The following is a 19711-nucleotide window of genomic DNA, read 5'->3' as shown; positions in this document are numbered from 1 at the left end:
CGAAAGAGTCATTTGTCGTGAACTTGCTTTCCACCCGGTTTGCTCCTGAGATATAGAGGTTCCATGACAAACGTCCTCAGTCGACGCAACGTGCTCGGTGCCGGCCTCGCGGTCGGCGCCACCGCTCTCACCACCGGCGCCCTCTCCGGCACCGCTCACGCGCAGGAGGCCTTCGGCGGCTCGCTCATCGGCAAGCCCCGGGGCGAGCAGCTGCACCTGCTCACCTTCAACCTCCGCTACAAGGGCGGCGACCCCTCGCCCCACACCTGGGAAGAGCGTCGCCCCCTCGTCAAGAACGTGCTCAAGCGCGAGAAGCCCTCCATCCTGTTCACGCAGGAAGGCGTGTTCAGCCAGCTCCAGGACGTCCTGGAGGACCTCGACGGCTACGACTGGATCCACCTGGGCCGCCTCGGCGGCTCCAAGTCCGAGGCCACCGCGATCTACTGGAACACCAAGCGGCTCAAGGTGGTCGAGTACGACCACCTGTGGCTCTCCGACACGCCGCTGCTCATCGGCTCCAAGAGCTGGGGCAACAACGTCGTCCGGATGCTCACCTGGATCCGCTTCCTGGACCTGGAGACCGGCAAGGAGTTCTACACCGTCAACAACCACTTCGACCACCAGTCGGAGCACTCCCGCCAGCTCGGTTCCCAGATGAACCTCGACGTCATCGCGCCGTGGATCGAGCAGGGCTTCCCGGTCGTCTCCGCCGGCGACTTCAACCAGGTCCCCGGCACCCCGACCTACCAGATCCTCGTCGAGGGCGGCCTCGTCGACACCATGCTGGAGGCCGAGGAGCAGGTCACGCCCGTCTACGGCACCTGGAACGGCTGGGACCCCGTCCCCACCGAGGAGGAGCGCCGGATCGACTGGATCATGGCCACTCCCGACATCCGCGTCCTCAAGGCCGCGGTGAACACGTACTCCAAGGACGGCCTCACGCCCTCCGACCACTGGCCCGCGCAGGCGCTCGTCGAACTGCCGTAGTCGGCGAACGGCCAGCAGGGCGGTGATCGCGCGAATATCGTTGCGTAGGTGAACGACGCGCAGATCGCCGCCCAGACCGGCCACCCGCTCATCGGGCCGGCCGCACCGCCGTTCCTCCACGTCATGACCTACAACCTCAAGTCGGCCTCCGGCCGCGCCCCGCACTCGTGGTGGAAACGCCGCCCCCTGGTGAAGACCGTGCTGGAGACCGAGCTGCCCTCCGTCATCTGCACGCAGGAGGGACGCTTCCGACAGCTCCTGGAACTGCGCGCGGACCTCGACGACTACGACTGGGTCCACCTCGGACGCGGCGGCGGCTCCAGGAGCGAATCGACCGCGATCTTCTGGGACGCCGCGCGACTCGCCCCGCTCGAATACGACCACCTGTGGCTCTCCCGCCGCCCGAAGGTGATCGGCTCGCGCAGCTGGGGAAGCGGCACCGTCCGGATGCTCACCTGGGTCCACTTCGAGGACCACGAGACCGGCCTGCGGTTCTACGTGGTGAACAACCACTTCGACCACCGCTCCGAGAAGGCCCGGCGCAAGAGCGCCGCGATCGTCCTGAAGACCGCCGAGCGCTTCCTCGACCCGGTGATCGTCGCCGGGGACTTCAACTGCGGGCCCGGCTCGGCGACCCACCGGGCCTTCACCGGCGGTGGACTGGACGACGCCTGGGAGACCGCGGCCGACCGCCTCACCCCGGCCTGGGCCACGTTCAACCGCTGGAGGACCGCACCGTTCGAGGGGCCGACCCGCATAGACTGGATCCTCACCAGGCCGAGCCGGGACTGCGCCGTCGAATGCCTCAGCACGGGCGTGAACGCCTTCACCCAGAACGGCCTCACCCCCTCCGACCACTGGCCGGTGCAGGCCCTCATCAGGCTCGTGCCGAGACGCGCTCGGCGGTCGGCCTCCTCGCACCGAGCAGCTCCCGGATCTCCCTGACGGCCGCGCGCCCGGCCCGGTTCGCCCCCACAGTGCTCGCCGAAGGACCGTAGCCCACCAGGTGCACGCGCGGATCGGCCGCGACGCGGGTGCCCTCCATGACGATCCCGCCGCCCGGGGCGCGCAGCTTCAGCGGCGCGAGATGGTCGAGCGCGGCCCGGAACCCCGTGGCCCACACGATGACGTCGGCCGGGACGAACCGCCCGTCCTCCCAAGCGACACCGCCGGGCTCGATGCGGTCGAACACCGGCAGCCGCTCCAGGATCCCGGCCTCGCGGGCGGCCCTGATCTCGGGCGTCTGCGGCAGGCCGGTCACGCTGATGACCGACTGCGGGCGCAGGCCCATGCGGACGCGCTCCTCGACCATCGCGACGGCTTCGCGGCCCCGGTCGGGGTTGAACTCGTCGGTGCGCCATGCCGGCGGGCGCCGCGTCACCCAATGCGTCGACGCGGCGAGCGGGTGGATCTCCATGAGGTGCTGGACGGCCGAGATGCCGCCGCCGACGACCACGACGCGCTCATGCTCGAATTCCCACGGGCCGCGGTACTGGGCGGTGTGGAGCTGGCGGCCCTCGAACCGGTCCTGACCGGCGTACCGGGGCCAGAACGGCCGCTCCCAGGTGCCGGTGGCGTTGACGAGCGCCTCGGCGATCCAGATCCCGCTGCCGGTCGCGACCTCGAGCCGCCCGTCGGGCAGCGACCGGACCGACCGCACGGAGACGGGCCGCTGGACGCGCAGGTCGAACGCCCGCTCGTAGTCGGCGAAGTACTCGGAGAGGACGGGGGCCACGGGCGCCGACGCCTCGGGTTCGGGCACCGGCATGCCCGGCAGCCGATAGACGCCGTTGACCGTGGCGAACGTGAGGGTCGGCCAGCGGAACTGCCACGCGCCGCCCGCGTGCGGGGCGTGGTCGAGCACGACGAACCCCGTCTCGGGTTCGAAGTGCTTCCGCAGGAAGTAGGCGGCCGAGAGCCCGGCCTGCCCGGCCCCGATGACGACGACCTCGACCTCGCGAATCACACCGGGTCCAACGGCCCCGCGACGGCGCCGATTCCGAGTGGTGAGGCCTTTCACGCGCAGGGCGACCCGTACGGTTCGGCTGCGCCCCGCGACTACGCCTCCGGGTTCGCGAACGAGTCCTTCATCGTGAAGGCCTCGATGGTCGGCCCCTTCTCGCGCAGCAGGGTGAGGCGCTTCTCGGCCTCCTCGACCGTGGGGCGCTCGCCCGCGGGCACCCACCACAGGGCGGTGATCGCCTCCGCCAGGTGCTCGAACCACTCGCGCCGCCGCTGCAGGAACGGCCGGTGCGCCGGACCGTACACATAGGCCCGCAAGGCCTCCGCCGACGTCCACACCGACATGTTCACGATGAGCCATTCGTCGCCGTAGAACCGGAACCCGGTCGCGTTGTCGCCCTCCTCGTCGACGAGCCGCCACACGAAGCCCTCGGCCGCCTCCGCGGCGGCGTTCACCTCGTCGAGGTTGTCCACGAAGTCCCGCATCGCCGGCGAGTCCAGCGGCGCGAGCATCCGCCCGATGTTCACCTGTGCCAGTTCATATCCCGCAGTCATGCCCCGAGCCTTCCAGGGCCGCGGACCGGCGTCAACGGCCGCGGGGGAAACCCAGTCGACTGGGTTTTCGCCCGTCGGGGGTCTCAACCCGCCAGCGGCGTCAGGAACTCCAGGCGGTTGCCGAACGGGTCGCGGGCGTAGCAGCGCCGGAACCCGGGAAAGCGGTCGTCCCAGTCGACCGGGTGCCCGGCCGACTTCAGCGCGGCCGCCAGGCCGTCGAGGTCGGCGACGAGGAGGCCCGGGTGCGCCCGCTTCGAGGGCACGAGGTCGTTCTCGACGCCGAGGTGGAGCTCCAGCGCGTCGGTGCGCAGCCACAGCCCCCCGCGCTCCGCCAGTTCCGGGGGCTTCGCGATCTCGGTCATGCCGAGGACGTCCACGTAGAACGCGCGGGCGTCCGCTTCGCCGTGGGGGCGGATGGCGAGCTGCACGTGGTGCAGCCCGTAGCCGTAGTTCACAGGGGTGTGCCTCCTTGAGGGAAGGAGACGGGGGCGGGCCCGCAGGCCCGCCCCCGTCGAGGTGCGCGCTTACGCGGCGAGCAGGCCGCGCAGGACGTACTGCAGGATGCCGCCGTTGCGGTAGTACTCGGCCTCGCCCGGGGTGTCCAGGCGGACCACGGCCTCGAAGGTCTTCTCGGACCCGTCGGGGCTCACGGCGGTCACGGTCACCGTCTCCGGGATCCCGTCATTGATCGCGGTGACGCCGGTGATGGAGACGGTCTCCTCGCCGGTGAGGCCGAGGCTCTGGTGCGACTCGCCCTCCGGGAACTGGAGCGGGAGCACGCCCATGCCGATGAGGTTCGAGCGGTGGATGCGCTCGTACGACTCGGCGATGACGGCCTTGACGCCCAGCAGGCGCGTGCCCTTGGCCGCCCAGTCGCGGCTCGAGCCCGTCCCGTACTCCTTGCCGGCGAAGACCACCAGCGGGGTGCCCTCGGCGGCGTAGCGCCGGCAGGCGTCGTAGATGGTCGACACCGGGCCGCCCGGCTGCGTGAAGTCGCGGGTCCATCCGCCCTCGGTGCCCGGCGCGAGCTGGTTGCGCAGGCGGATGTTCGCGAAGGTGCCGCGGACCATGACCTCGTGGTTCCCGCGGCGCGAGCCGTAGGAGTTGAAGTCGGCCGGGGAGACGCCCTGGCCCTTCAGGTACTCGCCCGCCGGCGAGTCGGCCTTGATGGACCCGGCGGGGGAGATGTGGTCGGTCGTGACCGAGTCGCCCAGCTTCGCCATGACGCGCGCGCCCGTGATGTCCTCGACGGGGGCCGGGGTCGCCGGCATGCCCTCGAAGTAGGGGGCCTTGCGCACGTAGGTCGAGTCCTCGTCCCACTCGAAGGTGTTCCCGGTCGGGATCGGCAGCGACTGCCAGGTCTCGTCGCCGTCGAAGACGGAGGCGTACTCCTTGAGGAACATGTCGCGGCCGATGTTGCCGTCCACGACCTCGCGGATCTCCTCGAAGGTGGGCCACACGTCGCGCAGGTACACGTCCTGGCCGTCCTTGCCCTTGCCGAGCGGGTCGCTCGTGAGGTTCACGTCCATCGAGCCGGCGAGCGCGTACGCCACCACCAGCGGCGGCGACGCCAGGTAGTTCATCTTCACGTCGGGGTTGATGCGGCCCTCGAAGTTGCGGTTGCCCGAGAGGACCGCCGCGACGGCGAGGTCGCCGCCCTGGACCGCCCGGGAGATGTCCTCCGGGAGCGGGCCGGAGTTGCCGATGCACGTGGTGCAGCCGTAGCCGACCAGGTTGAACCCGAGCTTGTCGAGGTACGGCGAGAGCCCGGCGCGCTGGAGGTAGCCGGTGACGACCTGCGAGCCCGGCGCGAGCGAGGTCTTCACCCACGGTTTGGACAGCAGGCCCGCCTCGACGGCCTTCTTGGCGAGGAGCCCCGCGCCGACCATGACGTACGGGTTCGAGGTGTTGGTGCACGAGGTGATCGCGGCGATGACGACGTCGCCGTGGTCGATCTCGAACACGCCCTCCTCGGTCTTGACCGTCTGCGGGTTGTGCGGGCGGTCGCCGTTGGGCGTCACGGCGGGGGAGTCGGAGGCCGGGAAGGACTCCACGCTGCCCTCGTCGGTGGTGACGTAGTTCGCCACGTCGCGGCGCCACTGGGAGTCGGCGCGGTCGAGCAGGATGCGGTCCTGCGGGCGCTTGGGCCCGGCGATGGAGGGCACCACGGTCGAGAGGTCGAGTTCGAGGTACTCGGAGTACGCTGCCTCGCGGGAGGCGTCGTGCCACAGGCCCTGGGCCTTGGCGTACGCCTCGACGAGCGCGATCTGCTCGTCGGTGCGGCCGGTCAGGCGCAGGTAGTCCACGGTGCGCTCGTCGATCGGGAAGATCGCGCAGGTGGAGCCGAACTCGGGGCTCATGTTGCCGAGGGTGGCGCGGTCGGCCACCGGCACGGCGGCGACGCCCTCGCCGTAGAACTCGACGAACTTGCCGACCACGCCGTGGTCGCGCAGGATCTCGGTGATGGTCAGCACGAGGTCGGTGGCGGTGGTCCCGGCCGGGAGGTCGCCGGAGAGCTTGAAGCCGACGACGCGCGGGATGAGCATCGAGATCGGCTGGCCGAGCATCGCGGCCTCGGCCTCGATGCCGCCGACGCCCCAGCCGAGGACGCCGATGCCGTTCTCCATGGTGGTGTGCGAGTCGGTGCCCACGCAGGTGTCGGGGTAGGCCACCCCGTCGCGGGTCATGACGACGCGGGCCAGGTGCTCGATGTTGACCTGGTGGACGATGCCGGTGCCGGGCGGGACGACCTTGAACTCGTCGAAGGCGGTCTGGCCCCAGCGCAGGAACTGGTAGCGCTCGCGGTTGCGCTCGTACTCGCGTTCCACGTTGCGCTGGAAGGAGTCCGGGCGCCCGAAGAAGTCGACGATCACGGAGTGGTCGATGACCATCTCGGCAGGCGCGAGGGGGTTCACCTTGGACGGGTCGCCGCCGAGGTCGCGCACGGCCTCGCGCATGGTGGCGAGGTCGACGACGCAGGGGACGCCGGTGAAGTCCTGCATGATCACGCGGCCGGGCGTGAACTGGATCTCGGTGTTGGGCTTGGCGGCCGGGTCCCAGGAGCCCAGGGCGCGGATGTGGTCGGCGGTGATGTCCGCGCCGTCCTCGTTGCGCAGCAGGTTCTCGAGGAGGACCTTGAGGCTGTATGGCAGTCGGTCGTGCCCCTCGACCCTGTCGATGCGGAAGATGTCGTATTCGTGTTCGCCGACCCGCAGCGTTTCGCGGGCGCCGAAGGAGTCCGTACTCACCATGAGAGCTCCTCGATTCAGGACTGAAGGTCGGCTTCAGTCTGCCGCAACCCGAGGGAAGGGGACGGGAGGTCCGGCAGAGCGTCCGACTCTTAAACAGTACGTCCGTCTTATTTAACGAGTCCAACTGTAGCACCCGGGTTCGCCCGCGAGGTTCTTAGCCGAGCCTAAGGAACGGCGCTGCGGCCGTAGGCGTTCGGAGAGGACTCGCATCCGGGCCTGTCGCCTTGGGTTAAAGGCCGACGGCGGCTGGCGGTCGGTGTGCGGTGATGCTCGCCGCCGTCGGCCCGGTGCGGTGGATATAAGTCTTAATTCGGACTATACGCGGGGCCCTCACAGGCCTTGCAGCGGCCCTGTGATCCCCCTCGTCACCTGGTCTTCCATGCCCGGCCGGAGGAACTCGCGCTTCCGGGAGCCGAGCCGGGCCGACCGGTTCAGGCCTCCGCGAGCCCCGGCCAGCGGGGGCCGGCCTCGCGCTGCGCGGCGAGCCAGGACTCGACGTCGTCGGCCGTGCGCGGCAGCCCGGCCGAGAGGTTCTCGCAGCCCTCGGCGGTGACCCGCACGTCGTCCTCGATGCGGATGCCGACGCCGCGCAGCTCCTCGGGCACCAGCTCGTCGTTGGCCTGGAAGTACAGGCCCGGTTCGACGGTGAGCACGTAGTCCTCCTGGACCGCGCCCCGGTAGTAGTGCTCGGGGCGGGAGTTGGCGCAGTCGTGCACGTCGAGGCCGAGCATGTGCCCGAAGCCGTGCAGGGTCCAGCGGCGGTAGATCAGCGAGTCCTTGTCGAGGGCCTCGTCGACCGAGCCGGGCAGCACCCCGAGGTCCTTGAGCCCTTCGGCCAGGACCCGCATGCAGGTCTGGTGGATCTCCTGGAACTCCGTGCCGGGCTTGACGACGTCCATGCCGGCCTGCTGCGAGGCGTGCACGATGTCGTAGACCTGCCGCTGGAGCGGCGTGAACGTGCCGCTCACGGGGATCGTGCGCGTGACGTCGGCGGTGTAGAGGTGGTCGTTCTCCACGCCCATGTCCATGAGGATCAGCTCGCCGGGCGTCGTCCGCCCGTCGTTGGTGATCCAGTGGAGGGTCGTGGCGTGCGAGCCCGCGCCCACGATCGAGTCGTAGCCCAGGCCGTTGCCCTCGACGCGCGAGCGCATCCCGAACACGCCCTCGAGGAGCCGCTCGGGGACCGACCCGCCGGCCGGGAGGATCCGCGCCACGTCCTCGAAGCCGCGCACGGTGATGTCGACGGCGTTCTGCAGCTGCGCCAGCTCCCACTCGTCCTTGACCAGTCGCAGCTCCGAGAGCACCGCGGCGAGTTCGCCGTCGCGGGTCGGCTGCGGCTTCCCGTCGGCGTCCTTCGCCGGCGCCTCGGCCGGGAAGCGCTCGTCGACGCCCGCGTCGAAGCCGCGCAGCACGCGGACCTTGCCGCGCTCGATCCCCTTGAGCTCGCCTTCGAGCCGGTCGACGTCGCGCACCTCGATGCCCAGCAGCACGCCGGTCTCCTCCAGGGAGCGCTTGCGGCCGATCCAGAGCTCGCCGTACTTCGCCGAGCGGAAGAACTCGTCGGAGTCGTAGCCCCGGCGCGGGCGCCGGTACAGCACCGCGTCGTGGCCGGACCCGTTCGGGTGGAGCACCAGCACGCCCTCGGGGTCGTAGTCGCCGGTGAGCCACGCGAAGTCCGAGCTCGCGCGGAAGCGGAAGAACGTGTCGTTCGCGCGGACCTTCTCGGCGCCGGTGGGCACCACGATCGTCTCGCCCGGGAACGCCGCGGAGACCGCCTCGCGGCGGCGGGCCGTGTAGGCCGCCTGCTCGAGTTCGGCCACGTCCAGCTCGGTCGCGCCCCAGCCGGTGCGCATGAAGTTCAGGAACTTCTCCGGGAACTTCGGGTCGTGCGGCCGCTCGCCGGACTTCTTGTCAGCCATGCCAGGTCCTTCCCCATGAACGCGAATGCGGCCCGGTCGTGAGGGCCTCACTCCGACGGTACTACTCCGTGGGAAGCGCCCGCCGGTGTCATGGCGGCTGCCTCTCCCGGCCCCCGCCCCGCTACCCTGGGAGGCGTGACCGATCGCGCCAATTCGTCGCTCAATTCCTCTCCCGCGGGGGCGGGCTCCACGCGGCCGAGCGTCACCCTGCCCGACGGCCAGCTCGAGCAGATCCGCCGCCTCGTGGCGGTCGGACGGGCCTCCTCGGTCGACGAGTACGTCGCCGCCGCCGTCGCCGAGCGCCTGGAGCGGGACCGCTCGCTCGCCGAGCTCCAGGACCTGTTCGAGCGGAAGGGACACGCCCCCAGCGCGGAGCACCTGGCCTGGGCGCGCGAGGTCCTCGGCGTCGAAGGCAAAGAAGGAGAGGCCGCCTCGTGATCGGTGGCCGCATCCTGGACGTATCGGCCATCGTGGGGTTCGCCACCTCCATGCCCTACCCGCAGGCCGTCGTCTTCACGGCGCTCGAGCAGAACGTGGTCCTCGCGATCCCCTCGGGGGCCCTCGCCGAAGCCTGGTCCCAGGCGCGCCGGCGCGACCGCGACGCGCTCCAGGTGCTGCTCGGCCTGCCCGTCACCGTCGTGATGAACCTCGACCAGAAGTCCGCCCGCGACGTCGGGCTCATGCTCTCCCGTTCGCGCCAGCACGGGAACATCGCCGCCGGGCACGTCGCATGGTGTGGCCTGAACCGCCCCGGCTGGCCCATCGTCACGGGCGAGCCGAAGACGCTGCTTGCATTCGACTCGGGCCTGGAGATCGACCAGCTGCCCTGAGCGTCCGGGTGAAGGACCCCGCAGTCGGATAATGGAGGAGCAGCGTGACCGCCGTACAGGAGCAGACCATGACCGAACCCGGCCAGCTGGATTACCGGCCCCGCAAGTCCCGCATCGGCGCCTGGATCGGCGCCGTCATCTGCCTGGGCGGCTTCACCGCCCTCTCCTTCACCCTCGGGTCCCGGACCGTCGAGGGCGGCACCGTCACCTGGGCCGACCAGGCCGGCATGATCGGCCTCGGCGTCATCGGCGCGATCGTCATCCTCAGCTTCCTGCGCCTGCGCGTGCGCGCGGACGAGAAGGGCATCGAGATCACCAACGTCGCCCAGAAGCGCTACTTCCCGTGGGGGGTCGTCACCGCGGTCAACTTCACGGAGAAGATGACTTGGGCCACGGTCGAACTCGCGGACGACGACGAGATGTCGATCATGGCCGTGCAGGTCACCGACAAGGAGCGGGCCGTGGCGGCGATCAAGCACCTGCGGGCGCTCTTGGAGCAGTCCCGCAGCTGAGTGGTACGATTGCGTGTCGATCGCACCGCGCCCGCCTCTCGGCGGCGTGCGGTGCCGAGCAAGCGGAGTCCAGCTCCCACCCGCAGCCGGGCCCTCGTTCCGAGGGACTGACAGGCGACCGGGTCACGTACGGCGAGATGATCGCCGTGCCCTTGGAGTGGACCCTGGCCGACGCCGGGGTCTTTTCTTTTGGGGACCTCATTTCGTGAGGCCTGTGCTGGGTCACGCTTGCGCGACAAGCCGCCGGAGCGCCCGCTCCGACGACCGGAACAGCCACAGGGGCGCCGATGTTGCCATCGGCGAGAATCGCGAACCAAGGAGGCCCCATCAGCGATCTGCGTATTAACGACCAGATTCGGACCAAGGAAGTGCGCCTGGTCGGCCCGGCAGGGGAACAGGTCGGCATCGTGTCGATCGACAAGGCCCTGCAACTGGCCGCCGACGTCGACATGGACCTGGTCGAAGTCGCACCCACCGCCCGTCCGCCCGTCTGCAAGCTCATGGACTACGGCAAGTACAAGTACGAGTCCGCCCAGAAGGCTCGTGCCTCGCGCCGGAACCAGCAGCAGACCGTCATCAAAGAGATGAAGCTGCGGCCGAAGATCGACAAGCACGACTACGAGACCAAAAAGGGTCACATCGTGCGGTTCCTCACGGCCGGCGACAAGGTCAAGATCACCATCATGTTCCGCGGCCGCGAGCAGTCGCGCCCGGAACTGGGTCGTCGCCTGCTCGACAAGCTCGCGGAGGAGCTCGCCGACCTCGCGGTCATCGAGTCCGCCGCCAAGCAGGACGGCCGCAACATGATCATGGTCGTCGCCCCGATCCGCCCCAAGGGCGAGATCGCCAAGGGCGGCGGGCGCAAGGGCGGCCGCGGCGGCGACGCCGAGCAGGCCGAGGCCCCGGCCGAGGCGCCCGCGGAGACGCCCGCCGAGCAGCCCGAGTCCTAGAGACCTGAGCACGCACCGACCGGAAGCGGGCGCCCCGCGCGCCCGCCCCTGGTCGGCATTGAACACAGAGGAGAACACGATGCCGAAGATGAAGACCCACAGCGGTGCCAAGAAGCGATTCAAGGTGTCCGGCTCGGGCAAGCTGATGCGCCGCAAGGCCGGCAAGAACCACCTGATGGAGCACAAGAGCGGTCGCTTCAAGCGCGAGCAGCAGGGTCGCTCCGAAGTGGCCCCCGCCGACCAGAAGCAGGTCCGGAGACTGCTGGGCCGCTAGCCCGCACTCCGTTTGACTTCCATCCGCTTTTAACGCAAGGAGACTGAACTGTGGCACGCGTCAAGCGTTCGCTGAACGCCAAGAAGAAGCGCCGCGTCGTACTGGAAGAGGCCAAGGGCTACCGCGGCCAGCGCTCGCGCCTGTACCGCAAGGCCAAGGAGCAGCTGCTCCACTCGTACACCTACTCGTACCGCGACCGGAAGGCCCGCAAGCGCGAGTTCCGCAAGCTCTGGATCACCCGCATCAACGCGGCCGCCCGTGCGAACGGCATCACCTACAACCGCTTCATGCAGGGCCTGTCCCTCGCCGAAGTCGAGGTCGACCGCAAGATCCTCGCCGAGCTGGCCGTCAACGACGCGGCGGCGTTCACCGCCCTCGTCGAGGTCGCCCGCAAGGCCCTCCCCGAGGACGTCAACGCTCCGGCCGAGCAGTAGACGTGATGGCCGACGGACCCGGGGCGGACGCGCTCACCGCGCGATCGTCCCGGGTTGTCGCCGCCCGGAAGCTGCAGCGCCGCCGCGGCCGCGACAAGGCCGAGCGGTTCCTCGCCGAAGGGCCGCAGGCGGTCCGCGAGGCCGTCGCCGCTGGCGTGGTCGAGGACCTGTTCTACGACCTCGGCGCCGACGAGCGCCACTCGGACCTGATCGACGCCGCCGTCGCGGCGGGCGCCCACGTGCACCCCTGCACCGACGAGGGCCTGGCCGCGCTGGCCGAGACCGTGGCCCCGCAGGGGCTCGTCGCGGTCTGCCGGTTCCTCGATCAGCGCCTCCCCGAGCGGGCGGACCTGGTCGCGGTGCTCCACGGGATCACCGACCCCGGCAACGCCGGGACGGTGCTGCGCGCGGCCGACGCCGCCGGAGCCGACTGCGTGGTCTTCGGGACCGACTCGGTCGACCCGTACAACGGCAAGTGCGTGCGCTCCTCGGCCGGGAGCCTGTTCCACCTGCCCGTCATCCGCGCGGCCGACACCGCCGACCTCCTGGACGTGTTCGACCACGCCCAGATCCTGGCGGCCGCCGCCGCAGGGGACGACCTGTACGCGCTCGACGGCGCCGGCGAGCTCGCCGCGCCCACGGTGTGGCTGTTCGGCTCCGAGGCCCACGGCCTCGACGACGCCACGGCCGCCCTGGCGCACCGCAAGGTCGGCGTCCCCATCTGGGGCAAGGCGGAGAGCCTGAACCTCGCCGTGGCCGCCGGAGTGTGCCTCTACGCGAGCGCCGCCGCGCAGCGGCGCGCCGTGAGCGCGGCCGCCGGTGCGGCGGCGCGGCATGCCGAGTAACGGCTCGCAGGCTTCCCGAGAGGGAAGTTAGAATGGCGTCATGTCTTACGGCTACCGCGAATTTATCCAGCCCGCCGGGTGCGGGCTGCGGCGCTAGTCGTCCACGCCTTACTGCTCCCTGGCGGGCTGCGGCAGAGCCGCGCGCCTTTTCTAGACTCCTTATGGTCCCGCCAGGAGAAAGCAGCATGAGCACAGAGAACGAGAACGAGGCCGGCCTGCTCCGGCCCGAGGCGCTCGCCGAGGCCGTCAAGCAGGCCGCCGCGGCCATCGAAGCCGCCGCGAACCTTGAGGAACTGGCCGCCGCCAAATCCGCCACGCTCGGCGACAAGGCCCCCGTGTCCTTGGCCCGCAGGGCGATCGGTTCCATCCCCGGCAAGGAGCGCGGCGAGGCCGGCCGCAACGTGAACGCCGCCCGCGCCGAGATCACCGCCGTGTTCGAGGCCCGCAAGGAGATCCTGGAGGCCGCCGAGGCGGCCCGGATCCTCCGCGAGGAGACCGTCGACGTCACCGCCCGCACGCCGCGCCGCCGCCAGGGCGCGCGCCACCCCATCAACGTCCAGATGGACCGCATCGCCGACCTGTTCGCCGCGATGGGCTACGCGATCGGCGAGGGCCCCGAGGTCGAGCTGGAGTGGTTCAACTTCGACGCCCTCAACATCCACCCCGACCACCCGGCCCGGACCATGATGGACACGTTCCACATCGCCGACGGCAAGGGCGAGTACGGCTCGAACATGGTGCTGCGCACCCACACCTCGACCGTGCAGATCCACACCATGCTCACGCAGGAGCCGCCGATCTACACGGTCGCGCCCGGCCGCGTGTACCGCACCGACGAGGTCGACGCGACCCACTCGCCGGTGTTCCACCAGACCGAGGGCCTCGTGGTCGACGAGGGCATCACCATGGCCGACCTCAAGGGCACCCTCGACCACTTCGCGAAATCGGTCTTCGGGCCCGACGCGATCACCCGCCTGCGGCCCTCGTACTTCCCGTTCACCGAGCCGAGCGCCGAGGTCGACGTCTGGTTCGCCGCGCACAAGGACGGCCCCCGCTGGATCGAGTGGGGCGGCTGCGGCATGGTCAACCCGCGCGTGCTGCGCGCCTGCGGGATCGACCCCGACGTCTACTCGGGCTTCGCGTTCGGGATGGGCGTGGAGCGCGCGCTCATGCTGCGCCACGGCATCACCGACCTGCGCGACATCATCGACGGCGACGTCCGGTTCCCGACCGGGCTGAAGGTGGAGGAGTAACCCGATGAGGATTCCCGTCTCGTGGCTCGCCGAGTACGCCGACCTGCCCCCGGACCTGACCACCGAGGCGCTCGACGCCGCGCTGGTCGAATCCGGTCTCGAAGTCGAGGAGGTCGACGACCTGCGCGGGCGCGTGACCGGCCCGCTCGTGGTCGGCCGCGTCGCCTCGATCGAAGAGCTCACGGAGTTCAAGAAGCCGATCCGCCACTGCCACGTGGAGGTCGGCGAGGCCGAGCCGCGCTCGATCATCTGCGGCGCGAGGAACTTCGGCGAGGGCGACCTCGTCGTGGTCGCGCTGCCGGGCGCGGAGCTGCCCGGCGGCTTCCGGATCGCCTCCCGCAAGACCTACGGCCGCCTCTCGGACGGCATGATCTGCTCGGCCCGCGAACTCGGCGTCTCCGACGACCACGAGGGCATCATCGTCCTCCCCGACGGCGAGGTCGGCGCCGACGCGCGCCCGCTCGTCGGCCTCGACGACGTCGTCTTCGAGCTGGCGATCACCCCGGACATGGGCTACTGCTTCTCGGTGCGCGGCATCGCCCGCGAGGTCGCCCACCGCCTCGGCGTCGCGTTCACCGACCCGGCCGCGAAGGCGACCGAGCCGACCGCGACCGAGGTCCCGCCGTACCCGGTCCGCGTGGAGACCGACGGCTGCACCCGCTTCACGCTGCGCGAGGTGCGCGACGTGGACGCCAACGCGGCCTCCCCGGAGTGGATGGCCAAGCGGCTCGCCCAGGCCGGGATGCGCCCGCTGGGCCTCGCCGTGGACGTCACGAACTACCTCATGCTCGAACTGGGGCACCCGCTGCACGCCTTCGACCGCGACGCGCTCGAGGACGTCATGGTCGTGCGCCGCGCCCGGCCCGGCGAGACCCTGAAGACCCTCGACGACGTGGAGCGCATGCTCGACCCCGAGGACATGGTGATCTGCGACGGCACCGGCCCGCTGTCGCTGGCCGGCGTCATGGGCGGCCAGACCTCCGAGGTCGGGCCGAACACCCGCAACGTGCTCATCGAGGCGGCGCACTGGAACCCGGTGGCGATCGCGCGCACCTCCCGGCGGCACCGCCTCACCTCCGAGGCCTCCAAGCGCTACGAGCGCGGCGCGGACCCGGCCCTGAGCCTGCTCGCCGCCCAGCGCGCGGCCGAGCTCCTGGTCGAGTACGGCGGCGGCACGCTCGTGGACGAGGTCGCCGACGTCGACCACCGCGAACCGGCCGCGCCGATCGTCATGCCGGTGGACCTGCCGTCGAGGACCGTCGGCGTCGACTACGACCGCGAACTGGTCGTGTCGATGCTCGAAGCGGCCGGCTGCACCGTCGTGGGCGGGATCGTCAAGGAGGGCACGGTGGAGGGCGGCGACGTCCTCACCGTCACGCCCGCTTCGTGGCGTCCGGACCTGACCGACCCGGCCGACCTGGTCGAGGAGGTCGTCCGGCTGCACGGCTACGCGCACGTCCCCTCGGCGACGCCGCGCGCGATCGCCGGAACCGGCCTCACCGCCGCCCAGCGCCGCCGCCGCCGCGTGGCCCGCGCCTTGGCCGACAACGGCTTCGTCGAGACCTACACGTTCCCGTTCGTCTCCCGCGACCGCGCGGACGAGCTCGGCCTGGACGAGAAGGACCCGCAGCGCGAGGCCGTCGCGGTGCTCAACCCGCTCGACGACGCCGCGCCGCTGCTGCGCACCACCGTCCTCGCGACCCTGGTGAACGCCGTGCGCCTCAACCTCGCGCGCGGCGCGCGGGACCTCGCCGTCTTCGAGGAGGGCCTGGTCTTCCAGCCCGCCGACGGCTGGACCGACCTGGAGGTCGTCGAGCTGCCGGTCGCCAAGCGCCCCGAGGACGAGGCCGTCGCCGCCGCGATCCGGCGCCTGCCGGTGCAGCCGCGCCACGTGGCCGCGGTCCTGTGCGGACAGGCGGTGCCCGCCGGGGTCGACGCGCCCGGGCGGGCCGTGGACTGGGCCGACGCGATCGAGGCCGCGGAGGTCGTCGCCGAGGCCTCCGGAGTGACGCTCGACGTGGCCCAAGGCGAGGCCGCGCCGTGGCACCCGGGCCGGTGCGCGGCGCTGCGCGTGGACGGCGTCGTCGTCGGCCACGCCGGCGAGCTGCACCCGGAGGTCTGCGAGCGCCTCGGCCTGCCGCGGCGCACCGCCGCGATGGAGATGGCGATCTCGGCCCTGCCGCTGCAGGACCTGGCCCCCGCGCCGGTGATCTCGCACTTCCCGGTCACCTTGATCGACGTGGCCCTCGTGGTCGCCGAGTCGGTCCCGGCCGGCGAGGTCGAGGCGGCCCTGCGCGAGGGCGCGGGCGACCTGCTCGAGGACCTGCACCTGTTCGACGTCTACCGCGACGCGAAGCTGGGCGAGGGCCGCAAGTCCCTGGCGTTCAAGCTGGAGCTGCGCGCGGCCGACCGGACGCTCACCAACGAGGAGGGCGTGGCCGTGCGCGACGCGGCCGTGGCGGTCGCGGCCGAGCGCTTCGGCGCCTCGATCCGCGTCTAGAACCGCCGTCGGGGCGCGGCATCGCGAAGGCGATGCCGCGCCCCGTTCCGCATGTCCGTGTCACACGGTTACGCGGCGTAGGCCCGGAGCCGCGGCTTACCGTATGGTCCGCGCCTTTTAAGGTACGTGTGTGAACAACGGGAACCCCTCTCGCGTCGGCAGGCGGCGGAGGCGGACCGGCTCGCACGGCGACCCGTCCGGCCATCGCCGGGCCGGCGCCCGCACCCCGGGCTACAGCGGCAAGCGCCGTGCGGCCCCGGCCCTCCCCCTCGGCATCACCCTGCCCGGCAAGATCGGCGACGTGGCGTTCACCAAGCTGCACCTGGCCGTGGCGGGAGCGGTGAGCCTCGTGGTCGTCCTCGGCGTCGCGATCGTGCTCGGCGACCTCCCCGACGACGCCTCCGGCGCGGGCGGCGAAGCGCAGGCGGCGTTCCTCTACGCGGGCGGGCAGTCGCTGCCCGCGGACTTCGCCGAGCGGCACCCCGCCCTGGCCGAGCAGATCGACGCCGAACTCGAAGCGCGCTACGGGCTCACCCCCGAGCAGCTCTACGACGCGGCCGCCCGCCCCGACGGCTTCCGCGTCGTCCTCACCCTCGACAAGGCGCTCCAGGAGGCCGCCGAGGCGACCCCCGGGGAGGCCGGGGTCGTCGCCGTCGAACCCGGCACCGGCGCGGTCCGGTGCTACTACGGCGCGGAGGGCGCCACGGGCGTCGACCAGATCGGCCCGGCCGCACCGCATCCGCCGTTGTCGGTGTTCGACATGGTCACCGCCGCGACCGCGCTCGAAGCGGGCGCCTCCATCGAGTCCTGGTGGCGCGGCGACGACGCCGACGTCACCCTCGCCGCGGCCGTGCAGGACTCCCACGCCGCCGCCATGGACGCCGTCGCCGAGCAGTACGGCGTCGAGGCGGTCCTCGACACCGGCAAAGGCATGGGGCTCACCGCCGTCACCGACGCGGAAGGCGCCGTCCGCGACCTCGCGGCAGGGGAGTACGACGGTCTCGAGGCCGCCGACCTCGGCGTCTACCCCGTGAGCGTCGTCGACATGGCGAGCGTCTACGCGACGATCGCCTCGGGCGGCGTCCACGCCGAGACCCACTTCATCGACCGCGTCATCGACACCGACGACGCGACGGTCGAGCCCGGCGAGGGCGTCCGCACCGACCGGGCCCTCGCCGAGACCACCGCGCAGGACCTCCAGTTCCTCGGCCTCGGCGCGAGCGAGGCCATCGAGGACCGCGACTACTTCGGCGTCGCCGCCGACTACCACGGCACGACCACCCAGTCCTGGTTCGTCGGCGCCATCCCGCAGCTGAGCGTCGCCGCGTGGGCCGACGGCGCGGCGGCCGGCGACGGTGGCCTGCCTTTGTGGCGCAACCTCATCGACACCGCCATCGAGGTGCACGACTACGAGCCGGAGCAGCTGCCGGGCGCCTCGGGGGCGGGCGAGGACCTCACCGACGGCATCGCCGACGACGACGGCCGGATCGACCCCGGCAGCGAGTACTGCCGGGCCAACCCCGACGAGGACGCCTGCGGCGCCGGCGAGTCCCCGTCCCCGACCGAGTCGGAGTCGCCCTCGGCGCCCGAGACCAGCGAAGCGCCGGAGCCCGATCCGACCACTGAGGAACCCGAGCCGGAGCCCAGCTCCGAACCGCCGTCGACGGAGGTCCCGACGACCGAGGACTGCGACTGGCCCTTCTGTTGAGACACGGTGCTACGGTGCTTCACATCAGCGCCCCATCGAGCCCGAGGATCCGCCATGACCTACGACCCTTACGGACAGCAATCGCAGCCCTCCGCTCCGCCGCCTCCGGGCATGCCGCCCCCGCCCGGGATGCCGATGGCCCAGCAGTACGCGCCGCAGCAGGCCGGCGTCGAGATCAACGGCAAGGCCGTCGCCGCCCTCGTCTGCGGCGTCCTGTTCTGCACCACCCCGCTCGGCGTCATCCCGCTGGTCCTCGGCAAGAGCGCGCAGCGGCAGATCGAGATGGGGATGGGCATCGGCCGCCCGCTCGCCAAGGCCGGGGTCGTCCTCGGTTGGATCGGGATCGCCTTCACCATCTTCTGGATCCTCTACTTCGTCGTCGTCATCGTCGCGGTCACTTCGGCCGCCAGCTCCTACTCGACGACCTACTAGGCGCGCTGACGGCCCGCGGCCCGGATCGGCGCCTCCGATACGATGCCGCCCATGACGCCCAACGGCTTTCCGAAGTCCAGGCTCGCGCTGATCCTGGCGATCGCGATCCCGCTGGGCGTGCTCGGCGACGCCCTCTGGATCCGCGCCGACCCGGACGCCCCGCCGTGGCAAGACGTCGACGACTGGTGGAACGGCCTCGTCGGCGGCCCCGCCGAGGGACCGGCGTGGCAGGCGGCCGAGCTGTTCTACCACGTCGGCGCCCAGTCCGGCCTGCTCGTGCTGGCGGCCGCGGCCGTCGCGCTGCTGCTGATGCGGCGCTGGCGCTCGGCGGTCTTCGCCTGCGCCGCCGTCGCGGTGACCGCGCTCGTGGTCGACCTGCTCAAGACCCTCTCCGCCCGCCCGCGCCCGGCGGACATCATGGTCGAGACCGCCTCGCTGGCCTTCCCCTCGGGCCATGCGGCGCGCATGGCCGCGTTCGTGGTGGTGATCGCCGCCGTGGCGATCCCGGCCCGGCACCTGAAGTTCTGGTGGCCGATCGGCGCGGTGCTGACGATCGCGATGATGCTCGCCAGGAACTGGCAGCACGCGCACTGGCTGACCGACACGATCGCCGGCGCCGCCCTCGGCTGGGCCGTGGCCGCGCTCACCTGGTGGGCGATGACGCCCCTGCTCGACCGCGAGCGGGCCGCGCGAGCGGCGGCCGAGCACGCGCGGACCGCTGCGGGACACCGCGCATGAGCGCGGCGCCCCTAAGCTGAGGGGGCGAGCCCGGTTCGTTCGAGAGGTGCCCCATGTCCACGCCCGACCCCAATCCGTACCAGCCGTACCAGGCCCCGCCGCCCTACGTGCCGTACCCGCCGTACGGATACGCGCCGTACCGGTTCCCGCCGCCGCGCCCCACGAACGGGATGGCGATCGCCGCGATGGTCTGCGGCATCGTCGGCGTGTGCTCGATCGTGGGAGTCCTCGGCATCATCTTCGGCATGGTCGCCAAGCGCCAGATCCGGGAGTCCGGCGACGGCGGCGACGGCATGGCCACCGCCGGGATCGTCCTCGGGTGGATCGGGGTCGCGGCGACCCTCTTCTGGATCGCGTACTACGTCTTCGCCGTCGCGATGATCGGGGCCGCCGTCAACGAGATCGAGGACTGGCCGACGTCCTACCCCCCCGACGACCCGTCCTGGATCATCGGCCTGGCGGCCGGATTCTGACGTAGGCGGTCACCGCGGCGACCGCCGCGGCCGGAGGGCCCGGCCCCGCAGGGCCGACGCGGCCGACCCGAACGCGGCGGGTCCGACC

The 19711-nt window shown here is 71.4% G+C and carries 20 protein-coding genes; 15 read left to right on the top strand and 5 right to left on the bottom strand.

What is annotated here, in order from left to right; all coding sequences use genetic code 11:
- Window positions 1-63: 63 nt before the first annotated feature.
- Window positions 64-987, top strand: coding sequence for an endonuclease/exonuclease/phosphatase family protein (locus tag K3N28_RS02405; protein WP_228090876.1), 924 nt, complete (start codon window positions 64-66; stop codon window positions 985-987).
- Window positions 988-1035: 48 nt separating this feature from the next.
- Window positions 1036-1932: an endonuclease/exonuclease/phosphatase family protein gene (locus K3N28_RS02400; RefSeq protein WP_228090875.1), complete on the top strand. Its 897-nt coding sequence runs from the start codon at window positions 1036-1038 to the stop codon at window positions 1930-1932.
- Here K3N28_RS02400 and K3N28_RS02395 read toward each other — a convergent pair.
- The 5 genes from K3N28_RS02395 to K3N28_RS02375 form a co-directional block, all read right to left on the bottom strand.
- Window positions 1865-2950 (bottom strand): NAD(P)-binding domain-containing protein, encoded by a 1086-nt coding sequence (locus K3N28_RS02395; RefSeq protein ID WP_374209674.1) that lies wholly within the window; start codon window positions 2948-2950, stop codon window positions 1865-1867. The two genes, K3N28_RS02400 and K3N28_RS02395, sit on opposite strands and share 68 nt — an antisense overlap.
- A 95-nt stretch (window positions 2951-3045) precedes the next feature.
- Window positions 3046-3504, bottom strand: coding sequence for a DUF3291 domain-containing protein (locus K3N28_RS02390; protein ID WP_228090873.1), 459 nt, complete (start codon window positions 3502-3504; stop codon window positions 3046-3048).
- An 83-nt stretch (window positions 3505-3587) separates the two neighbouring features.
- Window positions 3588-3959: a VOC family protein gene (locus K3N28_RS02385; RefSeq protein WP_228090872.1), complete on the bottom strand. Its 372-nt coding sequence runs from the start codon at window positions 3957-3959 to the stop codon at window positions 3588-3590.
- A 69-nt stretch (window positions 3960-4028) separates the two neighbouring features.
- Window positions 4029-6752: an aconitate hydratase AcnA gene (acnA, locus tag K3N28_RS02380; protein ID WP_374209673.1), complete on the bottom strand. Its 2724-nt coding sequence runs from the start codon at window positions 6750-6752 to the stop codon at window positions 4029-4031.
- Window positions 6753-7186: 434 nt separating this feature from the next.
- A complete protein-coding gene (locus tag K3N28_RS02375; RefSeq protein ID WP_228090870.1) occupies window positions 7187-8674 on the bottom strand; it encodes an aminopeptidase P family protein in 1488 nt (495 codons plus the stop codon).
- Between the two features lie 135 nt (window positions 8675-8809).
- On the opposite strand from K3N28_RS02375, the gene K3N28_RS02370 reads away from it, so the two are divergent.
- The 13 genes from K3N28_RS02370 (at window position 8810) to K3N28_RS02310 (ending at window position 19623) form a co-directional block, all read left to right on the top strand.
- A complete protein-coding gene (locus K3N28_RS02370) occupies window positions 8810-9112 on the top strand; it encodes a ribbon-helix-helix domain-containing protein (RefSeq protein ID WP_228090869.1) in 303 nt (100 codons plus the stop codon).
- On the top strand, window positions 9109-9504 hold the full coding sequence (locus tag K3N28_RS02365) for a hypothetical protein (RefSeq protein WP_228090868.1): 396 nt from the start codon (window positions 9109-9111) through the stop codon (window positions 9502-9504). The genes K3N28_RS02370 and K3N28_RS02365 overlap by 4 nt, the downstream gene beginning before the upstream one ends.
- Before the next feature lie 44 nt (window positions 9505-9548).
- Window positions 9549-10016 (top strand): PH domain-containing protein, encoded by a 468-nt coding sequence (locus K3N28_RS02360; RefSeq protein ID WP_228090867.1) that lies wholly within the window; start codon window positions 9549-9551, stop codon window positions 10014-10016.
- A gap of 341 nt (window positions 10017-10357) precedes the next feature.
- A complete protein-coding gene (gene infC / locus K3N28_RS02355; protein ID WP_374209672.1) occupies window positions 10358-10966 on the top strand; it encodes a translation initiation factor IF-3 in 609 nt (202 codons plus the stop codon).
- Between the two features lie 79 nt (window positions 10967-11045).
- On the top strand, window positions 11046-11240 hold the full coding sequence (rpmI, locus tag K3N28_RS02350; RefSeq protein WP_228090865.1) for a 50S ribosomal protein L35: 195 nt from the start codon (window positions 11046-11048) through the stop codon (window positions 11238-11240).
- A 50-nt stretch (window positions 11241-11290) separates the two neighbouring features.
- On the top strand, window positions 11291-11674 hold the full coding sequence (gene rplT, locus K3N28_RS02345; protein WP_228090864.1) for a 50S ribosomal protein L20: 384 nt from the start codon (window positions 11291-11293) through the stop codon (window positions 11672-11674).
- A 5-nt stretch (window positions 11675-11679) separates the two neighbouring features.
- Entirely contained in the window at window positions 11680-12519 is an 840-nt protein-coding gene (locus K3N28_RS02340) for an RNA methyltransferase (protein ID WP_228090863.1), read from the top strand.
- A 185-nt stretch (window positions 12520-12704) separates the two neighbouring features.
- Window positions 12705-13772 (top strand): phenylalanine--tRNA ligase subunit alpha, encoded by a 1068-nt coding sequence (gene pheS, locus K3N28_RS02335; protein WP_228090862.1) that lies wholly within the window; start codon window positions 12705-12707, stop codon window positions 13770-13772.
- 4 nt (window positions 13773-13776) lie between these two features.
- Window positions 13777-16272 (top strand): phenylalanine--tRNA ligase subunit beta, encoded by a 2496-nt coding sequence (gene pheT, locus K3N28_RS02330; protein WP_228090861.1) that lies wholly within the window; start codon window positions 13777-13779, stop codon window positions 16270-16272.
- 130 nt (window positions 16273-16402) lie between these two features.
- Complete coding sequence (locus K3N28_RS02325) at window positions 16403-17980, top strand: penicillin-binding transpeptidase domain-containing protein (protein WP_228090860.1); 1578 nt, start codon at window positions 16403-16405, stop codon at window positions 17978-17980.
- A gap of 54 nt (window positions 17981-18034) precedes the next feature.
- A complete protein-coding gene (locus tag K3N28_RS02320; protein ID WP_228090859.1) occupies window positions 18035-18412 on the top strand; it encodes a DUF4190 domain-containing protein in 378 nt (125 codons plus the stop codon).
- 51 nt (window positions 18413-18463) lie between these two features.
- Window positions 18464-19150, top strand: coding sequence for a phosphatase PAP2 family protein (locus K3N28_RS02315; RefSeq protein WP_228090858.1), 687 nt, complete (start codon window positions 18464-18466; stop codon window positions 19148-19150).
- A 53-nt stretch (window positions 19151-19203) separates the two neighbouring features.
- Window positions 19204-19623 (top strand): DUF4190 domain-containing protein, encoded by a 420-nt coding sequence (locus tag K3N28_RS02310; RefSeq protein ID WP_228090857.1) that lies wholly within the window; start codon window positions 19204-19206, stop codon window positions 19621-19623.
- Window positions 19624-19711 lie beyond the last annotated feature (88 nt).

Source organism: Glycomyces sp. TRM65418 (assembly GCF_019710475.1).
Taxonomy (GTDB): domain Bacteria; phylum Actinomycetota; class Actinomycetes; order Mycobacteriales; family Micromonosporaceae; genus Glycomyces.
The sequence above is the reverse complement of the archived record's forward strand: the minus strand, read 5'-3'. Positions and strand labels throughout refer to the sequence as shown.

What these genes read in the sequence shown, in the direction of transcription:
- K3N28_RS02405 (WP_228090876.1), top strand. Translation starts at nt 64, where the DNA reads ATGACAAACGTCCTCAGTCGACGCAACGTGCTCGGTGCCGGCCTCGCG.
- K3N28_RS02390 (WP_228090873.1), bottom strand. Translation starts at nt 3,504, where the DNA reads ATGACTGCGGGATATGAACTGGCACAGGTGAACATCGGGCGGATGCTC.
- K3N28_RS02375 (WP_228090870.1), bottom strand. Translation starts at nt 8,674, where the DNA reads ATGGCTGACAAGAAGTCCGGCGAGCGGCCGCACGACCCGAAGTTCCCG.
- rpmI (WP_228090865.1), top strand. Translation starts at nt 11,046, where the DNA reads ATGCCGAAGATGAAGACCCACAGCGGTGCCAAGAAGCGATTCAAGGTG.
- K3N28_RS02340 (WP_228090863.1), top strand. Translation starts at nt 11,680, where the DNA reads ATGGCCGACGGACCCGGGGCGGACGCGCTCACCGCGCGATCGTCCCGG.
- pheS (WP_228090862.1), top strand. Translation starts at nt 12,705, where the DNA reads ATGAGCACAGAGAACGAGAACGAGGCCGGCCTGCTCCGGCCCGAGGCG.
- pheT (WP_228090861.1), top strand. Translation starts at nt 13,777, where the DNA reads ATGAGGATTCCCGTCTCGTGGCTCGCCGAGTACGCCGACCTGCCCCCG.
- K3N28_RS02320 (WP_228090859.1), top strand. Translation starts at nt 18,035, where the DNA reads ATGACCTACGACCCTTACGGACAGCAATCGCAGCCCTCCGCTCCGCCG.
- K3N28_RS02315 (WP_228090858.1), top strand. Translation starts at nt 18,464, where the DNA reads ATGACGCCCAACGGCTTTCCGAAGTCCAGGCTCGCGCTGATCCTGGCG.
- K3N28_RS02310 (WP_228090857.1), top strand. Translation starts at nt 19,204, where the DNA reads ATGTCCACGCCCGACCCCAATCCGTACCAGCCGTACCAGGCCCCGCCG.